The 17,884-nt window shown below is 64.1% G+C and carries 10 protein-coding genes; 7 read left to right on the top strand and 3 right to left on the bottom strand.

Features of this window, described 5'->3' with window-relative positions; genetic code table 11:
- Positions 1 to 20 precede the first annotated feature (20 nt).
- Positions 21 to 767 (bottom strand): fatty acid desaturase CarF family protein, encoded by a 747-nt coding sequence (locus tag EA187_RS05815; protein ID WP_164856041.1) that lies wholly within the window; start codon positions 765 to 767, stop codon positions 21 to 23.
- Positions 768 to 998: 231 nt separating this feature from the next.
- Here EA187_RS05815 and EA187_RS05810 point away from each other — a divergent pair, with 231 nt between their 5' ends.
- The 6 genes from EA187_RS05810 (at position 999) to EA187_RS05785 (ending at position 12,511) form a co-directional block, all read left to right on the top strand.
- Positions 999 to 1,961, top strand: coding sequence for a YihY/virulence factor BrkB family protein (locus tag EA187_RS05810; RefSeq protein ID WP_115602460.1), 963 nt, complete (start codon positions 999 to 1,001; stop codon positions 1,959 to 1,961).
- A gap of 145 nt (positions 1,962 to 2,106) precedes the next feature.
- A complete protein-coding gene (locus EA187_RS05805; RefSeq protein ID WP_127779470.1) occupies positions 2,107 to 4,995 on the top strand; it encodes a transglycosylase domain-containing protein in 2,889 nt (962 codons plus the stop codon).
- A 65-nt stretch (positions 4,996 to 5,060) separates the two neighbouring features.
- Entirely contained in the window at positions 5,061 to 5,549 is a 489-nt protein-coding gene (locus tag EA187_RS05800) for a hypothetical protein (RefSeq protein WP_127779469.1), read from the top strand.
- Between the two features lie 155 nt (positions 5,550 to 5,704).
- Entirely contained in the window at positions 5,705 to 7,120 is a 1,416-nt protein-coding gene (locus EA187_RS05795; RefSeq protein ID WP_164856040.1) for a TolC family protein, read from the top strand.
- A gap of 50 nt (positions 7,121 to 7,170) precedes the next feature.
- Positions 7,171 to 8,643: an efflux RND transporter periplasmic adaptor subunit gene (locus tag EA187_RS05790; protein WP_164856039.1), complete on the top strand. Its 1,473-nt coding sequence runs from the start codon at positions 7,171 to 7,173 to the stop codon at positions 8,641 to 8,643.
- A complete protein-coding gene (locus EA187_RS05785) occupies positions 8,633 to 12,511 on the top strand; it encodes an efflux RND transporter permease subunit (protein ID WP_127779466.1) in 3,879 nt (1,292 codons plus the stop codon). The genes EA187_RS05790 and EA187_RS05785 overlap by 11 nt, the downstream gene beginning before the upstream one ends.
- Positions 12,512 to 12,545: 34 nt before the next feature.
- Here EA187_RS05785 and fni read toward each other — a convergent pair whose 3' ends face one another.
- A complete protein-coding gene (fni, locus tag EA187_RS05780; RefSeq protein ID WP_127779465.1) occupies positions 12,546 to 13,604 on the bottom strand; it encodes a type 2 isopentenyl-diphosphate Delta-isomerase in 1,059 nt (352 codons plus the stop codon).
- A gap of 285 nt (positions 13,605 to 13,889) precedes the next feature.
- Here fni and EA187_RS05775 point away from each other — a divergent pair, with 285 nt between their 5' ends.
- Complete coding sequence (locus EA187_RS05775; protein WP_164856038.1) at positions 13,890 to 16,307, top strand: serine/threonine-protein kinase; 2,418 nt, start codon at positions 13,890 to 13,892, stop codon at positions 16,305 to 16,307.
- A 26-nt stretch (positions 16,308 to 16,333) separates the two neighbouring features.
- Here EA187_RS05775 and EA187_RS05770 read toward each other — a convergent pair whose 3' ends face one another.
- Complete coding sequence (locus tag EA187_RS05770) at positions 16,334 to 17,773, bottom strand: sigma 54-interacting transcriptional regulator (protein WP_115602467.1); 1,440 nt, start codon at positions 17,771 to 17,773, stop codon at positions 16,334 to 16,336.
- Positions 17,774 to 17,884: the final 111 nt, after the last annotated feature.

Here is a 17,884-nt window from a genome sequence, read left to right as displayed (position 1 = left end):
GGCAGGGCAGGGGCGATCGATCAGGCCTGCTGGTTGCGGGCAGCGTTCGGTTCGTCGTGAACGGTCTTGATGCCGAAGGCGCTGCGGGCCACGTTCTCCATGGTTTCGAAGAACTTGATGCGCTCCAGCACAGGATTCAGCCACCCGCAGGTAATGCAGTAGTAGGTGTCGTAGGGGGCGGTATGGTGAAAATCGTGGTTGGTCGGCGTCAAAATCAGGTTGTAGCGCTGCATGAGCCGGATGTAGCCCGGCGGATCATCCATATGGGCCCACTTGTGGAACTGGTTGGTCATGAACACCCCGCAGGTGAACGTTACCGAGAAGGCCAGCACCAGCAACTGCCAGATCTGGGTGGGATCGGTGAAGAAGAGCGCGATGGGCACCATGTAGAGCGCCAGCACGATTGAGTTGTTGCCGTTCACCGTCACGTAGTCGTGCTCGCAGATGCCCTGAGGGTGGGTGTGGTGGTCGCGGAAGGGTTTGACGAATCGCTCCCCGAGCACCGGCGTCTCTTCGCTGCCGAAGGTGTCGCCCATCCAGTGGACAAAGCCCGAGGCGAAGTCCGCGCCCACGTAGCCCAGGATCGCCGTCAGCGGCACAACCCAGGCGGCGGTCTGCCAGCCGAGCACGTTCAGCCCGCTGATAGCGCGCGCGCTGATCACCACTACCAGAGCAAAGAAACTCAGGATCGCAACAATCTCCAGGAGGCGGTGCAGGGGGGAGTAGTCAAAGTCACGACTGAGGAAGGACTTGATCATCGACGACATCATACAACTCGATTGCAAAAGGGTTACAACGGGCCGGCGTACGGGCTGGGAGCGTCGCGCGTTGGCGAGGGGTCACAGCCGGCCGGAGGCGCTCATCGGGGGAGGCGTTTTGAGCACTCAGAGCGCAAAGGCCATCGGTTGACGGAAGTGGCTGTGGTGGTGAAATTGCTGCCACCGCAGAACGAGGAAAACTGTCAACGCTGGTGGCCGCAAAAACTAAGGAAAGACGGCATGAAAATCAAGGAGAGGGCGCTGGAAGTGCTCGGCCCGATCATGCCCTTTTTGAGCTTTGTGGGGCAGGCCTACAGAGAATGGAGCGACGATAAGGCGCTGCGGCTTGCCGCGGCCCTGGCGTTCTACTCGGTCTTCTCGATGGCGCCGCTGCTGGTGATCGGGATCGCGATGGCCGGTCTTGCCTTCGGAGAGGCCGCCGTGCAAGGGCAGGTCGTCGGCGAGCTCGAAGAGTTTGTCGGGCTGGAAGCCGCGAAGTTTATCGAAGAGATGCTCCGGGGGGTGCGCATCAACGAAACGGGACTGGGAGCCACCCTGGTAAGCCTGGGCACGATGCTCTTCGGTGCCCTGGCGATCTTTGCTGCCCTGCAGGATACCCTCAACATGATCTGGCGCGTGCAGGCCGATCCCGACAAAGGCATTCTCTACGTCATCAAGCGCCGTCTGCTGGCCTTCTCCATGGTGCTCTTCTTCGGGCTCTTGTTGATGGGATCGCTGCTGGTGGGGTCGGTCATCGCGGTGGTCGAGACCTACTTCGCCTACCTGGTCATGAGCCCGGTGTGGATCTGGAGGTTAGGTGACAGCCTGGTGTGGTTGATCTTTTTCACCGCCGTCTTTGGCGCGATGTACAAGATCTTGCCCGATGTCACGATGGCCTGGCGCGATGTGTGGGTGGGGGCGGCGATGACCTCCATACTCTTCGGGCTGGGGAAGTTCGCGATCAGCACCTATCTGGGGCGATCGGGGGTGGGCTCGCTCTTCGGGGCGGCGGGTACCCTGGCGGTGATTTTGATGTGGATCTACTACAGCTGGGTCATTGTACTTTTCGGTGCCGAGCTCACCCAGGTGTGGGCGCGGCGCGTGGGCTCGGGGATTGCTCCGGGGCCGGGAGCGGTGGTGCGCCCGAAGTATGCGCGTGAAGATCCGCATGAAGAGATGAGGGGGGCAGCCTCGCGTGAATAGCTCGTCGGGGGGCTTCTGCAGGCTGCCGAGCAAGGGGAGGGGAAGGCCTGATGGGTTGTGCTTAGCTTTGAGTTGATGAGAGTGCACCGGTGGGCTCTTGAGTCCGCCCGGAGTGCGGAGAACACGTCGACTCGGAGGTGGAGGGATGTCCAGGGCGCCCTGGTGGGTATCGGTGACGGTCGTGCCGGGGTTGGTGCTGCTCAGCGCGCTGGCGGTGATCTGGCAGGAGGTGCGCACCTCGGCGATGCAGTCGATGGTGGGGGTAAAGGTATCGCAGGCCGTCGTGACACCGTACCGACTCAGTCCCCCCTCGTCCTCGCCGCTGGTCGACGGCCCGGATGGTCCCTGGGACCACACGCGAGGCTACGCGGAGCGCAGCGCCATCGTGGAACGCCTTCAGGACCAGGGCTTTGAGGTGGTGCTGCTGGCTCGCCCGCACGAACGTGCACGAAACTCGGCGCTGGTCGGCTGGACCTACCCCATCTTCGAGATTCAGCCCCAGGCGGGCGTGCACATCACCGATCGCGCCGGTCGAACGCTGGAGCGCTGGCGATATCCGGAGGTGGTCTGGGAGCGGCCGCCGCCGCTGGCACTCAACGCTGCGCGTCTCCTGGAGAACCGGGCGCTCGCTGACCGCGCTCACCCCTTTACCAACCCGGCGGTGGACTGGACGCGCCTGGGCGTCGCGACCGTAAGTCAGGTACGAGCGCACCTGGGCAGTGACGCGCCTGCTATCGGCGGATCGACGCTGGCGGTGCAGATGGAGAAGTTTCGCCATTCCCCGGGCGGGCGTACCTCGAGTAGCAGCGAGAAGGCGCGCCAGATGCTTACTGCCTGGCTGCGGACCTACCATCACGGGCGAGAGGCCGATGCGTGGGCCGAGCAGCTCGCGATGGACTGGATCAACTCGGTGCCACTCGGGCACAGGCACGGGTACGGGCCGGTGCAGGGCGTCTTTGAAGGGATGTGGGCCTGGTTTGGTCGCCCCCCCGAGGTGGTTGAGCACGCGCTTAAACCGGGAGAAAATGACGCCTTTCGCGCTCAGGTGGAGCGCGAGCTGCTGGCGCTGATCATCGCGCAGCAGCGCCCGGCTCGCTATCTCCCCGGTGGCCTCGATGCATTGGAGCGTCGGGTGGACGCCTTGATCAACGTACTGGTCGAAGAGGGGCACATGACGCGCGATTGGGGTCATGTGATCGCATCGCGATCCTTAAGCGTGGGTAAGCCCCCTGCAAAGCGGGCACATCAGGGAGGAGACACCCATCTCAGCGCACTGGCCGCTCGCCAGTGGGGTGCGCTCAGCGGGGAGGAGCGCGCGGTCATGCGTCAACGCCACGCCCGCGTGACCATGACCTATGATGCCGCGTTGCAGGATGCGCTTCGCCGCGAGATCGAGGCCGCCCAGCCGCCGGCGCGCACAAGTGTTACGATCTTCGCTCGGAGCGCCGGCGGGTTGGAACCCCGTGCCATTGTCGATACGGAACCCCGGGTCGTTGATCTGAGCACGGAGGGGCGAGTCGACCTGGGATCAACGTCCAAACTCCGGGTTCTGATCTCCTATTTGAGCGGGGTGGAGCAGGCCTATCAGGCCCAGAGCGCCGGCCAGCCCGCCGCGAACGACCCCCTCAGCCGATTTGTAGCCCGGGAGCTTGCGAATGAACCTGGACTTCCCCTGACCGACGTTTTGCAACGCGCTCTGCAACGCCCCATCTCCGCTGACCCCGACGAAGTATTCTACACCGGTGGCGGTCCCCACGAGTTTCAAAACGTGAATCCGGAGCATGATTCGCGCTACTTTAACGTGGCTTCGGCGTTTGTGGCTTCGGCCAACCTCCCCTTTGTTCGCTTGCTCCATGAGGTCGTGGCCTACCACGCCCATCGCATCTTCGGGGTACCCATTGAGGCGGTGGTCGCCGGGGAGCACCCCCGCTTCGAGGAGCTGCGCGAGCGCCACCTTCAGATGTCGGCCGAACGCCTGGTGCGCGATGCCTACTTTTACCACCACCGAAGTGATCTTCCGACCATGGCGCGCCGAGCGTTAGCGGGACTTGAGCCGACGGAGGCGCGCTGCGCCCGGCTTCGCCGGGCGATCGGCAGCGCTGCTGAGCTTCCAGTCTCCCATCCCTGTGCCAGCACCGAGGTGGATGCTGCCGACGTCGACATCGATCCCTGGGATGAGCAAGATCCTCTGGAGTTGGCTACCATCGCCGCCCTCACCGAAGATCCCGAGGCCTCGCTCACCGAGGTGATGCTCGCCACGGCTGGAGCGCGAAGCGCGGCCCGTGACTGGATCGCGGCGCAGACCTCCACCACCGACACGCGACGGGGCATCCACTACGCCATCGAGGAGGAGGTCTTCGGTGCGTTGCAACAGGAGTGGGCCCGCGCTGGCTATCCTTTTGAGCGCCTGACCCCCTCGCTGGCTACCGCGCTTGGGAGCTCCGGCGATCGGCCCGCCTCTCTGGCCCGACTCGTCGCCGCGGTGCGCGGGGGCGGATCGGTTCCGGCGCTCAGCCATGTGAGGCTCGTGCGACTTTTTGAGGGCACGCCTTATGAAACATGGCTGCGACCGACAAAGACGCAGCCGGTACGGGCCTTTGGGCCCGAGGTGGCTGCGGCTGTTGAGGCGCTCTTGATCCGCGTAGCCCGGCGAGGCACCGGCCACGCAAGTGGGAGCCCCTGGCACACGGGGGCGGCACGCTGGGAGGTGGGGGGAAAGACCGGCACCAGCGACCACGTGTTGCTTGTGCGCGATCGCGCCGGCCGAGTCATTGAGCGCCGGCCCGTGGCGCGAAGCGGTGCCTGGGTCTTTTTCGCCGGGCCCTGCCTCGTCGGAACCGTCGTCATGTACGAAGAAGGCGAAGATGCCGCCACACACCACTTTCACGGGGGCGACGCCGCTGAACTCAGCCAGGCGGTTCTGCGTGCCATTGAGGCGACGGACGCCGAGGAGCATCTCTGCGATGCGCCCGACGGCTCCGCGGAGGCTTTCTCGCCCGGCGACGCAGTGAGGTCAGGGACGCTGGACGAATAAATCTTCGGTGCGTAAGGTTGCAGCATTGAGAAACGTCATAGCGACGTGATCTCTGGAGCCTTCTTATGAACCTGCCCATTCGCATTGAGACCCTGCTCGGTCCGCTCTTCGTGGCGATCTTCGCCCTCGCGTTGAGCGTGCCTTGCCTCTGTGCGTCAGCGCAGGCCTCGATGGTGCAGGCCTCGATGGTGCAGGCCTCGACGGTGCAGGCCAGGACCACCGACGGAGCGTGTTCCTGCGCCCACGGCGAAGGCTCGGATGATTCGAACCACGATGAGGGGTGCTGCTGTAACTGCGATGTGGCTGAGGAGGCACCTCGTGCCCCGGTCGTCGCCGATACAGCCGGCATGGTCGCTACCGGTGAGCTTCTTCCCGACCGGCTCGCCGCGCCCCTGCTTGTGGAGCTGCCCGCGCACGGAATGCCCGAGGGCATCGAACTTGCGCAGGCCATCGTCGACGCTCCCTCGCCACCCTGGCATTCGCGATGCCTCGATGAGGAGTGCGCTCTGAGCGCAGCTCCGACCTACCTCCGGGTGCAGACGCTGCGTCTTTAACGACGCGCGCCTTCGATGAGGCGCGCGCCGACCGGCGCCACGTTGCATTCGTCCCTTTCTAATACAGTTGTGGCGGTGTTTTCGATCCTTTTGCGATCGACAGACACCTCTGCATGTGGATTGAGCCCCTTTTCGAGGGCTTAAGAGGTAGGATCATGCCAACGCATTCGCCGCGCGTCATACGCGCAGTGAGCACGTGGGTTGTGGCGCTGGGAGCGACCGGGCTCTTTGTGTCAACGTCGAGCGCGCAGGAGCGCAGCGAGAGCAACCCTTCGCCTGAACACGTCTCGCATTCTGGCGAGCACCATCGCCGGGTAGAGGCCACACCCCCTTCCGACGAGAGCATCGCCGCGCTGGATGCGCAGGCGCTGGAGAACCATCCGGGCCTGCGTACCTATGCGTCGCGTGCGGAGGAGGCTGCCCTCGCTGCTGAAGTAGAGCAGGGACGCTGGCCGGAGCCCCGCGTCGAGTACATGGCCGAGTTCAGCACGCCCTGGGCGGCGCATCAGACCACGGACCATATGGTCACATTGATGCAGACCATCCCCTGGCCGGCCACACGCCGCGCCAGCGCGGCGCCGGCCCGGGCGATGGAGCAGGCCGCGCGCGCTGAGGAGCGCGCGGCCGCGCACCAAATACTGCGCGATATTCGGCGCGAACTGGTGGCCATCGCTCGCGCCCGAGAGATGCTCCTGCATGTTGATGAGGAGGTCGGGCTGGTGGCGGATGTTCGCCGTATCATCGAGGCGACCCTCCCGGTGGGGCGCGCCGAACACTCCGATCTCTACCGCCTGCAACTCGCCGAGGCGGGGCTCGAAGATATGCGCCGAGACGAAGAAGCGCGATTGCGCGCGGCAAAGGGACGGCTGGCCAACCTCCTGGGTGTGAGCACAGATGCGCTGAATCTGCCCGAAACGACGGCCATCCTGGACTGGACCGTCGATCTGCCCTCGCGCGAGGAGCTCGCTGCGATGATCGAGGCGAACTCGCCGGTGCTGGCGCGCTTTGAAGCCGAGCGGGCTCAGGCTCGTGCGCAGGAGGAGCTTGTGGAGCGGCAACTTCGTCCGCCTCCGCAGATCATGGTCGGCTACGGCAACATGGCACCGATGTACAGCCATGCGGATCCGCGTCATGACGTCTTTCAGGTGGGGTTCTCCATCGCGCTGCCGATCTGGGGAGGGCGCTACGGCACCGAGGCCAGGCGATGGCAGGCCGGTGCCTCGGCGGCCGAGGAAGCGCGCGCCGCGGCGCTGCGCGATCTTCTGGCGCAGCTGGAGTCGGCGCGCTCCCGCGCCACTCAGGCCGACGAGCGGGTGGAAGCCTACCGCGAAGAGCTCATGCCCATGGCCTCGCTCGTGAGCGCCGAGGTGCTCACCGGCGTGGAGGTCGGTCAACGCTCGGTCACCGACTATCTGGGCGCGGTACGCGAGGAGTGGGACCTGCATGGTCGCTACCTCGAGCTCAAAGCCGAGCGCGCCAATCAACTTCTCGAACTTCAATACTTAAGCGCCGGTCAGCTCGCTGCTGAGAGCCCCTGGGCCTACCCGGCATCTCTGCGAGGTCAACGATGACGATGTTTACACGACCCGGCAGTCCCGTCGCATGTGCGATCGTGTTGGGGATGCTGACCCTTTCTGCTCTTGGTTGCTCCGATGAGACGTCTGCCAAAGATGCGGCTGGCGCCGACGCGAGTGCTTCAGCCGAAGAGGCTGAGACCGAAGAATACGTCTGTCCGATGCACCCCCAGGTGCGTCAGGATGGTCCGGGCACCTGCCCGATCTGCTTTATGGATCTTGTGCCCGGCGGTTCCAGTGGCGACGAGGGGGATGTCCCCTCCGTGCGGCTCTCCGAAGGCGCCAGAAAACTTGCAGGCGTCGCCAATGCGCGGGTGGAAGCCGGTCCCCTCGACGATCGTCTGGAGGTTTTTGGTCGGATCGAAGTCAGTGAAAAGGCCGAGGTCGACCTCAGTGCCTGGGTGGGCGGACGCATCGAACGACTTTATGTCCACGCCCGTGGTGAGACGGTGAAGCGCGGCCAGCGTATCGCCCGCATCTACAGCCCGGAGCTCCTGAGCGCGCAGCAGACATTGATTCAGGCCCAACGCAACCTTGAGCAGGCTCGCAGCGTCGACAGCCCCTCGCGCACGTCAGCCGCGCAGGCGTCGATGCGCGCGGTACGCGACGAGCTTCGTCTGCTCGGGATGGACTCCCGGCAGATCGATGCGGTGCTGGCCGAGGGCGTCGCCCGCGAGACCGTCGATGTCTTCGCGCAGGCCAGCGGAACGGTGCGAGAGCGCCTGGTGTCGGTGGGCGACTATGTGACGACCGGCCAGCCGATTGTCTCTCTGGCTGCGCTCGACACGGTCTGGGCCCAGCTGGAGATCTTTGAGCAAGATATCGCGCGCGTGGAGGTGGGGCAGCCGGTTGCCGTGAGCGTGCCGGCGCTGGATCGCACGCTGGAGGGACGCGTTGATTTTCTCGCTCCCGAAATCGAGCCCGAGCGGCGAGTGATGCTCGCGCGGGTACCGCTGCCAAACGACGAGGGTCAGCTTCGGCCGGGCATGTTTGTGGAGGCCTCATTGGAGCGCCGCGTCGGCGATGACCAACTCCTCTCGTTGCCATTTAGCGCCGTGCTGTGGACTGGCTCGCGTTCGATGGTCTACCGATTGGATTCGTCGCTTGAGCGGCCCGCCTATGTTCCGGTGCAGGTGGAACTCGGTGATCGCGTGGGCGAACGCGTGGTCATCAAAGAGGGGCTCAAGGCCGGCGATGAGGTTGCCGCCCAGGGGGCCTTCCGTATTGACGCCTCGCTTCAGATTCGTGGAGGCCCCTCCATGATGAGCGAACACAACGACCATGAACCTGTGGAGGTCGACGCACAGGGAACCCGCTTCGACCCGCCCATCGATCCAGCGCGCCTGCCCGAGGGGAGCTGGTACTGCGATATGGGCACCACGCACTATGCCCACCCTGAGTCGGGTGAATGCCCGGTCTGCGGGATGTTTTTAGTGGAGAAGGGCGCCGACAGCGATGAAGAGGCCGGCGATGCTTCCCAGCACAGCCACGACCACAGCGGGGGGGATCATGCACACTGAAAGCTCCTCACCTTCGTTCATGACCCGCTTGATTGAAGGGGTCCTTCAGCAACGTCTTCTTGTGGTGGTCTTTACCCTGGTGGCGATCGGCTGGGGGCTTTACGTGGCGCCGGTGAATCTGGGTGCCGGTGAGCCCGGAGATCCGGTCCCGGTTGATGCGATTCCAGACCTTGGCGAGAACCAGCAGATCGTGTTTACGGAGTGGCCCGGCCGCTCTCCGCAGGATATCGAAGATCAGATCACCTACCCGCTGACCACGGCCCTTCTCGGGGTGCCGGGCGTCGAGACGATCCGCAGCACGAGCATGTTCGGGTTCTCGTCGATCTACGTGATCTTCGAGGAAGATGCCGAGTACTACTGGACGCGAGCGCGGCTGGTCGAGCGCCTCGCCAGTCTTCCGGGCGGTCTGCTGCCCGAGGGCGTCGCACCCCAGCTGGGGCCGGACGCCACGGCGCTCGGTCAGGTCTTCTGGTACACGCTGGAAGGGCGAACCCCGGAGGGGGAGCCCGCCGGCGGGTGGGGGGCTGAAGAGTTGCGCACGCTGCAGGACTTTACGGTGCGCTACGCGCTGGCCAGCGCCCCGGGAGTGGCTGAGGTGGCCTCGATCGGCGGGCACGTACGGGAGTACCAGGTTGAGGTCGATCCGGACCGCCTTCGCGCCTACGACGTCACACTGGCTCAGGTGGCCGATGCGGTGCGCCAGTCCAACGCCGAGGTCGGCGCACGTACCACCGAGATCAACGGGGTGGAGTACCTGATCCGCGGGGTGGGCTATGTCGAATCGCTCAAGGATATCGCCCGCGCCCCGGTGGTCACCCGTGACGGCGTCACGGTGACCGTGGAGCAGGTCGCCCGGGTGACCACCGGTCCGGGGATTCGCCGCGGCGCGCTTACCCGCAGCGGCGTGGAGGCGGTCGGCGGCGTGGTCACCGCCCGCTACGGTGCCAATCCCAAACAGGTCATCGACGAGGTCAAAGATGCGATCGATGAGGTCCAGCGTGCTTTGCCCTCCCGCACTCTGGAAGACGGCACCGTCAGTCAGGTGACGATCGTACCCTTCTACGACCGTTCGGAGCTCATTGAGCGCACACTCGGCACACTCAGTCTGGCGCTCTTTCAGCAGATCTTGATCACCGTGCTGGTCGTCCTGCTGATCATGTTGCACTTGCGTGCCAGCCTGCTTGTCTCAGCGCTCTTGCCCCTGGCGGTGCTCATGACCTTTGTGGCCATGAAATACACCGGGGTTGATGCCAACGTGGTGGCCCTTGCCGGTATCGCCATCGCCATCGGCACCATGGTGGATATGGGCATCATCATGACCGAGAATATCTCCCAGCACCTCGATGAGGCCCCCGATGATGCGCCGCGTCTGGCGGTGATCGCCCGGGGAGCCTCGGAGGTCGCACCGGCGATTCTCACCGCGATCACCACCACGGTCGTCAGTTTCCTCCCGGTGTTTTTGCTCACCGGGCAGGAGGGTAAGCTCTTTACGCCACTGGCCTTCACAAAAACCTATGCGTTGCTGGCCAGTCTGATCATCGCCATCTTCATCATCCCCACCGCGGCCAGCTGGGTGCTCGGGGCGCGCGCCCGCTCGCTTCGCTCGCGCCTTTTGCTGGGGCTGGCAGCCACCGCCGGCGCTCTTGCGCTCACCTTCCTCGTTCACGCGGGCGTGGGTGTGGCCCTTCTGATCTCGAGCCTGGCCTGGGTCGTTGACGATGTCCTCAACAGTCGCGCTTTCTGGCAGGACACCCCCGCCCACCGCTGGGCGCGGCGCGCCTTGCAGTGGGTGGGGCTTGCTGCGGTGGTGATCGTCATCACCTGGCTGCTCACCACGTCCTGGATGCCCCTGGGAGCGGGGCAGGGTGTGGTGGCCAACCTGTTCGTTGTGGCGCTCGTCGTCGGCTTTGTGCTGGGCTCGTTTTGGCTCTTTCGCATCCTCTATCCCACGCTGCTTCGCTGGGTGCTGGCTCATAAGGCGATCTTCTTGCCCGCTCCGGCGTTGGTCGTCGTGCTGGGCCTGACGATCTGGCTGGGCTTCTCGACGATCTTTGGCTGGATGCCCGACGCGTTTCATAAGAGCGCCCCGGGCCAATGGCTCCATCATGCCTTCCCCGGGCTGGAGCGCGAGTTCATGCCGGATCTCGATGAGGGCACCTTCCTCTACATGCCCTCGACCATGCCTCACGGCTCGCTGGGGGAGGCCCGCGATATGCTCGCGAGCCTCGACCTTCTCTTTGAAACGGTGCCCGAGGTGGAAGTTTCCGTCGGCAAGCTCGGCCGCGCTGAGAGCGCGCTCGATCCGGCCCCGGTGGCGATGGTCGAGACGATCATTCAGTACAAACCCGAATACGTGCTCGACGAGCATGGCCGCAGGGTGCGCTTTAAGGTTGATGCAGATGGGGAGTTTGTTCGCGATGAAACCGGTGGACTGATCGAAGATCCGGGCGGTCGTCCCTTCCGCCAGTGGCGCGATACGATTCGCCGTCCCGAAGACATCTGGGATGAGCTGGTCGATGTGGCGCGCCATATTCCTGGCCTGACCACCGCGCCGCTTCTACAGCCCATCAGCACGCGGCTGGTCATGCTGCAGAGCGGCATTCGCGCGCCGATGGCGGTACGCCTTCAGGGAGAGACGCTGGAAGATCTGGCTGACGCTGCGTTGCAGATTCAGGCACTTCTGAGAGAGCACCCCCTGGTCAACCAGGGAGCCGTCAACGCCGATCGCCCCGTGGGTAAGCCGTACCTCATCATCGAGCCCGACCGCGCTCGCCTGGAGCGATACGGCGTGTCGATGGCGACGTTCCAGCAGGTGGTCGAGGCGTCCATCGGCGGTATCAGCGTTGGCCAGACGGTCGAGGGACGCGAGCGTTTTGAGATGCGCGTGCGCTACCCGCGTGAGCTTCGCGATGACCCGGACGCCATTGGCCGCATTCTTGTGCCTACGACCAGCGGTGCGCAGCTACCGCTCGGTGAGTTTGCGACGGTGCGCTACGAGCGCGGTCCGGAGATGATCCGCAGTGAAAACTCCGCACTGGTGGCCTACGTGATGTTCGATGCCGCTGAGGGCACAAGTGAGGTCAGCGTCGTGGAGAGCGTGCGTCAAACGCTCGACCAGGCCATCGATCGCGGCGAACTTACCCTGGAAGAAGGTGTGCGCCTGAGCTTTGCGGGAAGTTATGAGAACTCGCTTCGGGCCGAGGCGCGCCTGCGCATCCTGGTGCCGCTGATCCTGGTGATCATCGCGTTGCTCATCTACCTGCAGTTTCGCTCGCTGCTGACCTCGCTGATTATCTTCAGCGGGGTGGCCGTCGCCTTCGGTGGCGGGTTCTTGTTGATCTGGCTCTACGGTCAGCCCTGGTTTCTGGATGTGAGCTTTTTTGGCGTCTCGTTGCGCGAGATCTTCCAGATCGGGCCCATGAACCTGAGCGTCGCGGTCTGGGTCGGATTCATCGCCCTCTTTGGCATTGGTGCCGATGATGGTGTGGTCATGGCAACCTACCTCAAACAGCGTTTCGATGAGGGCGAGAGCGACACCGTAGCGCAGGTACGCGAGCGGGTGGTGGAGGCAGGGCTGCGGCGTATTCGCCCCTGTCTGATGACCACAGCGACCACCATTCTGGCGCTTTTGCCGGTGCTTACAAGCTACGGTACCGGTGCCGATGTGATGATCCCGATGGCGGTTCCGGCGGTCGGTGGCATGACGATCGCGCTCTTGACCCTCTTTGTGGTGCCCACGCTCTACTGTGCCATGGAAGAGGGCCGGCTGCGCCTGGGCGAGCTTCGCGATGACGACCTGTCGCAACGAGAGGAGGAGCCGTCGCCCGAAGACGGGACGACCGAATCCGGGGAAAACGATCCGGTCTGAGGAAGCCTGGAGGTATGAGGTCGGCTCGCTGTGTTCAGCGCAGCGGGTCGGCCGCAAGCCAGCGCTCCAGGCGCGGGCCGATCATCTTCGGGGCCTGGCGAAGTTCGTCCACGTTGGACGAGCCGGTAAGTGCCATGGCCGTGCGAAGTGCGGTGAGGCAGCGAGCGCCGAAGGCGCGAGCGCCGGGAGCACCTTCGTTATAGCACGCGCGAAGCCAGGGGAGTGCCATGCCCGCGATGTCCGCTCCCAGGGCGATGGCGCGGGCCGCGTCATAACCGGAGCGTAGCCCGCCCGAGCCGATGACATGCATTCCGCGGCGTTTCGCGTACACGATGGAGGCGGCCGTTGGCACACCCCAATCCCAGTAGAGTTCACCGAGGCTCTGCTGATCGGTCGGCGCACGCATCGCCTCGACCCCGATCCAGGTGGTGCCCCCGGCGCCGGAGGTGTCGACGTGACTAACGCCGATCTTCAGAAGGCGGTCGAGCGTCCGCGGCGAGAGCCCGCAGCCGGTCTCTTTGGCGATGATCGGCACGGAGAGCTCTTCGACGAGGCGGGCGATGGCGTCGATGCAGCCGCGAAAGTCACGGTCGCCCTCGGGCTGAATCAATTCCTGCCCGGGGTTGAGGTGCACGCAGAGGGCGTCTGCGCCGATGGCGCCCACCAGATCTTCGGCCTGCGCGGTGCTCATCTCGGCGGCCTGCACCGCGCCGATGTTACCTAAAAGGCAGATGTCCGGCGCGATATCGCGTACCTGATACGTCGCCGTGAGCTCGGGGTTTTTGGCCATTGCGCGCTGACTTCCCACTCCGAAGGCAAGTCCCAGCTCCTGGGCAACCAGCGCGAGCTCTTTGTTGATGCGTTCGGCCTCCGGCGCTCCGCCCGTCATTCCGGTGATCAAAAGCGGCGCGTTTAAGCGTTTGCCCGCAAACTCCACACTCAGATCGAGAGCGTCCACATCGAGCTCCGGCAGCGAATCATGAAAGAGCTCCACCGCGTCGAGCAGGTTGGTCTTGATGCGTGCCTCCACGTCCTGGTCGGCGCAAAGTTCGATATGGTCGCGTTTTCGATCGGAGATATCCGGACTGCTCATACGTCGCTCTCTGTGCTGAAGAAGGGGCAGGGACCCCGGCCGCAGGCGCGCTTACGGGATCCAAAGGCTCATCGCGCCCAAACCTGCACCCCGGTCCTGGTGTTGTCCAGCGCCGCCGGGGTAAATGCTGTGATTGACGCTTTGCAAGCCCCCTCCTTATACTCCGGCACCGATCGCGCTGTGAATTTCACACGCATGGATCGGATGTCGAACCTCTCCTCAGTGCCCGCGAGTCTTGCGGGCCGACCACCCCGGAAGTTGCTACGCCGCGCGCAGGTCCTCGCTTTGGAACGACCCCTTCTTTTTGGGAAATATACGCTCCTGGAGCGTGTCAGCGTCGGCGGCATGGCGGAGGTCTTCAGGGCCAAGCCCCTGGGAGCCCCGGATCCCAACCGCTACTTTGCGCTTAAGCGCATCTTGCCGCACCTGGCTGAAGACGAAGACTTCATTCGGATGTTCATCGATGAAGCCCGGCTTACCGTGCAGCTGCGTCACCCCAACGTGGTGCAGAATTTCGAGCTCGGGAAGTTTCAGTCGAGCTTCTACATCCTCATGGAGTTTGTGGCCGGCCAGGATCTGCTCGCCCTGCAGAAGTTGGTGCGACGCCAGAACACGATCCTCTCGGTGGATATGGCCTGCCATATCCTCCATGAGATCGCCTGCGGCATGGACTACGTCCACCGCAAGACCGATGAGAATGGCAACCCGCTCAACATCATTCACCGCGATATCAGCCCTCAGAACGTGCTGGTGAGCTGGGATGGGCAGGTCAAGGTCATCGATTTCGGCATCGCCAAGGCCGCCTCGCAGTCGACCCGCACCCAGGTGGGCGTGCTCAAGGGGAAGTTTGGCTACATGAGCCCCGATCAGGTGCGGGGCTATGATATCGACCATCGCAGTGACATCTTCGCCATGGGGACGCTCTTCTGGGAGCTGCTCACCAACCAGCGTCTCTTCCGCGGTGAGAGCCAGATTGAGACGATGCGGCTGATTCGCGATCCGCAGATCGAGTCGCCGCGTCTTTTCAACCCCGGAGTGCCGGAGCAGGTCGAAGCCATCGTGATGCGAGCGCTGGCCGCCGATCGCGAAGATCGCTACCAGTGGGCCGGTGAGATGGCCGCCGACTTAAAGGCCTACCTCACCCGGCAAAAGCCTCCCTACCATCGCTCTCAGCTGACCACCTGGATGCGCAGCGCCTTTGTCGAGGAGTACGACGCCGAGAAGCAGAAGCGCGAGCACTTCCGCCGCATCAACACCGCCGACGACGTGCGTCAGCTCTTCTCGCAGAGTTACGGCCCGGGCGGCAACGATGGCGACGTCGAACTCGAAGAAGCCACTCAGATCTGGGATGTGGATGAGGCCCCCGACGAGGGCGTGGATCTCGATGCTTTTGTGGCCAACCACACCGTGGTGCAGGCTGGCGGGCTGGAGCTCTCCGACTATGAGGCGTGGGCCGACGCTCCGGACACCATCGACGAGACGCGCGATGAGGTGGAGGCGCGTCTCGACGAGGTTCTGTCCGCTGAGCCGACAGGGCGACACACGGCAGCCTCCCCGCGCCCCGCGCTGCGCGCGATGTTTGACGCGGAGGCGACCGACGTGACCGGTGTGGCCAATCCGCAACGTGCGCTGGCCCTGATTCAGAATACCGGCACCCGTGAGACGCCTTCGCTGGCAGCAGCCGCTCCCGAGAGCCCTCCCGCTGGACTCGACGCGGGCACCCGTCGACGCATCATTGCCGCGTTTGTGACGGTGCTGGCGGTCGCACTGCTGGGGACCGCCGCGCTCTATTTGATGATGCGCAAGCCGCCGGAGCCGGTCGCGCCGCCCGCTGCGACGCTTAACGTCCAGGCCGCGCCGGCTCAGGGAGTCAGCGTGTGGATCGACGGGGTAGAGCGCGCCCAGGGCTCGCCCGCGATCATCACCGATCTGGCCCCGGGAACCTATGCTGTTGAGCTGCGACACCCGGACTACGAGCCCCTGGTGCAGTCGATTCAGATCCGAGCCGAAGAGCACGCGGAGATTCGTGCCGATCTGGCTGCCGATGTTGAAGTTCAGTTGAGCTGGCCCCAGGTTGAGGGATTACGCGTCTTCGTGAACACGCAAGAGGTCAGCGTGCGCGAGCGCTCCGACGCGCTTCTGGGGCTGCCTCGCGGGCGTCACCTCGTCGAGGCGTTGGCTCCTGATCACAGGCCCTTTAGCCGTTTTATTCATGCGGAACTGGGGGTGGATAACTCCGTCGCGATCGCCCTGGAGCCCTCCGACCGCCTTCTCATTGCGGGAGAGAGCGCCCACGAGGTGATGCTTAATGAGCGCTCCTACGGTCCGCCACCGGTCGTGCTCACGGATCTGCGCCCGCAGCAGGTGTATACCCTGGAGCTCGGAACCTTTAAGAGCGCGATCGGCTTTCCCGAACTCGGGCTGGGGCGCGTCGAAAGTGACGCGGTGCACGAACTTCCTGTGCGCAGCCCCGATGACTACGGCTGGCTCAGCGTGAGCACCGGTGAAGACTGGTGGGGTGTCTTCATCGATGACATCAACACCGGTCTTGTCACTCCGATTGAGGGCGACACGCGGATTCCGGTGGCCGCCGGTCAGCGCACGCTGAGCTTTCGGCGAGGGGATCGCCAGGTGGACTTCAACATCGAAGTTCGCGCCGGTGAGGGGACCGGGTTCCGGCGCGATCTTCGCTTTGAGCCCTGAGGCTAAGCACTTCTGGCGGGGCGGGCCTAGATGATCTCGTCGGCCACGATCCCGTACTTCGTCATCAGCTTACGGAAGTACTTGCGGTCGATATCAGCCTCGCGGGCGGCCTGGCTGATGTTGCCGCCGTGGCGGGAGAGGAGCTCGGCGATATAGTCGCGCTCAAACGAGGAGATCCACTGCTCTTTGGCCTCTTTAAAGGGTTGCTCCTTGAGCTCGGCTTTGGCCGGGATCTCACTCCACTGATCATCTTCATCAAGGGGGCCGGAGTCGACGTTGCGTGGTCGCTGCCCGGCGATGTAGTCGGGAAGATCGGCCAGCTGCAGCATGTCGGTCTCCGCAAAGGAGCAGGCCCGCTCAATCGCGTTAGCAAGCTCGCGCACATTGCCCGGCCATTCATAGGCCATCAGCGCGGCCAGCGCCTCAGGTTGCACGCTCTGAAGGCGGCGTTCGCCATCGAAGTCCAGGTTGCAGTCGAGGTGCTTGAGGAAGTGCTCGACCAGCAGAGGAATATCTTCGACGCGCTCGCGCAGCGCGGGCAAGAAGAGGCGTACCACGCTTAAGCGGTAGAAGAGGTCTTCGCGGAAGCGTCCCTCTTTGACCTCGTCTTCCAGAGAGCGGTTGGTCGCAGCGACGACGCGTACGTTGATGGGAATGGGTTTGTTGGAGCCCACCCGGCGCACCTCTCGCTGCTCCAACACGCGCAGGAGCTTCGGCTGGAGGTCGATGGAGAGCTCGCCCAACTCATCGAGGAAGATCGTACCGCCCTGGGCCATCTCAAAGAGGCCTTTGCGGGTCATGATCGCGCCGGTGAAGCTGCCTTTTTCGTGGCCGAAGAGCTCGCTCTCAATGAGGCTCTCGGGCACGGCACCGCAATCGAAAACGATGAAGGGTTTGTCTTTGCGCGGGCTCATCTGGTGGATCGTCTGCGCGACGACTTCTTTGCCCGTGCCGGTCTCGCCTTCGATGACCACGGTAGCGGCGGTCGGGGCGATCTTGGAGAGGATGTCGAAGATCTCGCGCATCTTCACAGAGCGGCCCACGATGTTGCCCAGACGCTCGGTGCGTGAGGGCTCGACCGCGACCTGCTCGTCGATCGGGCGAAAACGGATGTTGGTGTTGCCTACACAGAGGATCACGTTGGGCGAGAGAAACGCCTCGCGGATGCGCACCCCGTTGATGTGCGTGCCGTTGGTGGAGCCCTGGTCGATGACCACGTAGTGGTCGTCTTCCTGAACGATGCGGCAGTGGTTGCGGCTGACCGTTTCGTCGTCGAGGACCACGTCGTTGTCTTCGAGTGCGCCAATTTTGATGACGTTCTGGTCGAAGATCACTTCGCGCTGGTTCTCGGCGCCAGGGTTGATGATCAGCTGGGCACGGCGGATGTGCACAGTCTTCGGATCGCCGTTGATGTACGCGATCTTGGTGGGCTGAAACTGTGCGGGATAGGAATCGTTGGGCGCCATGAGGCCTCGACACGGGCTGCAAGGAGGCGCGACCTTCTACGAAGGATCAGATAGCCGCGACGGGAAAATGGTCGAGAGGGCTGAAGCGGGAGGCCAGGGGCCAACCTTTTC

The sequence above is a fragment of the Lujinxingia sediminis genome, from assembly GCF_004005565.1.
GTDB classification, from domain to species: domain Bacteria; phylum Myxococcota_A; class Bradymonadia; order Bradymonadales; family Bradymonadaceae; genus Lujinxingia; species Lujinxingia sediminis.
Note: the sequence above shows the minus strand (reverse complement) of the source record. Positions and strands in the feature narration are given on the sequence as shown.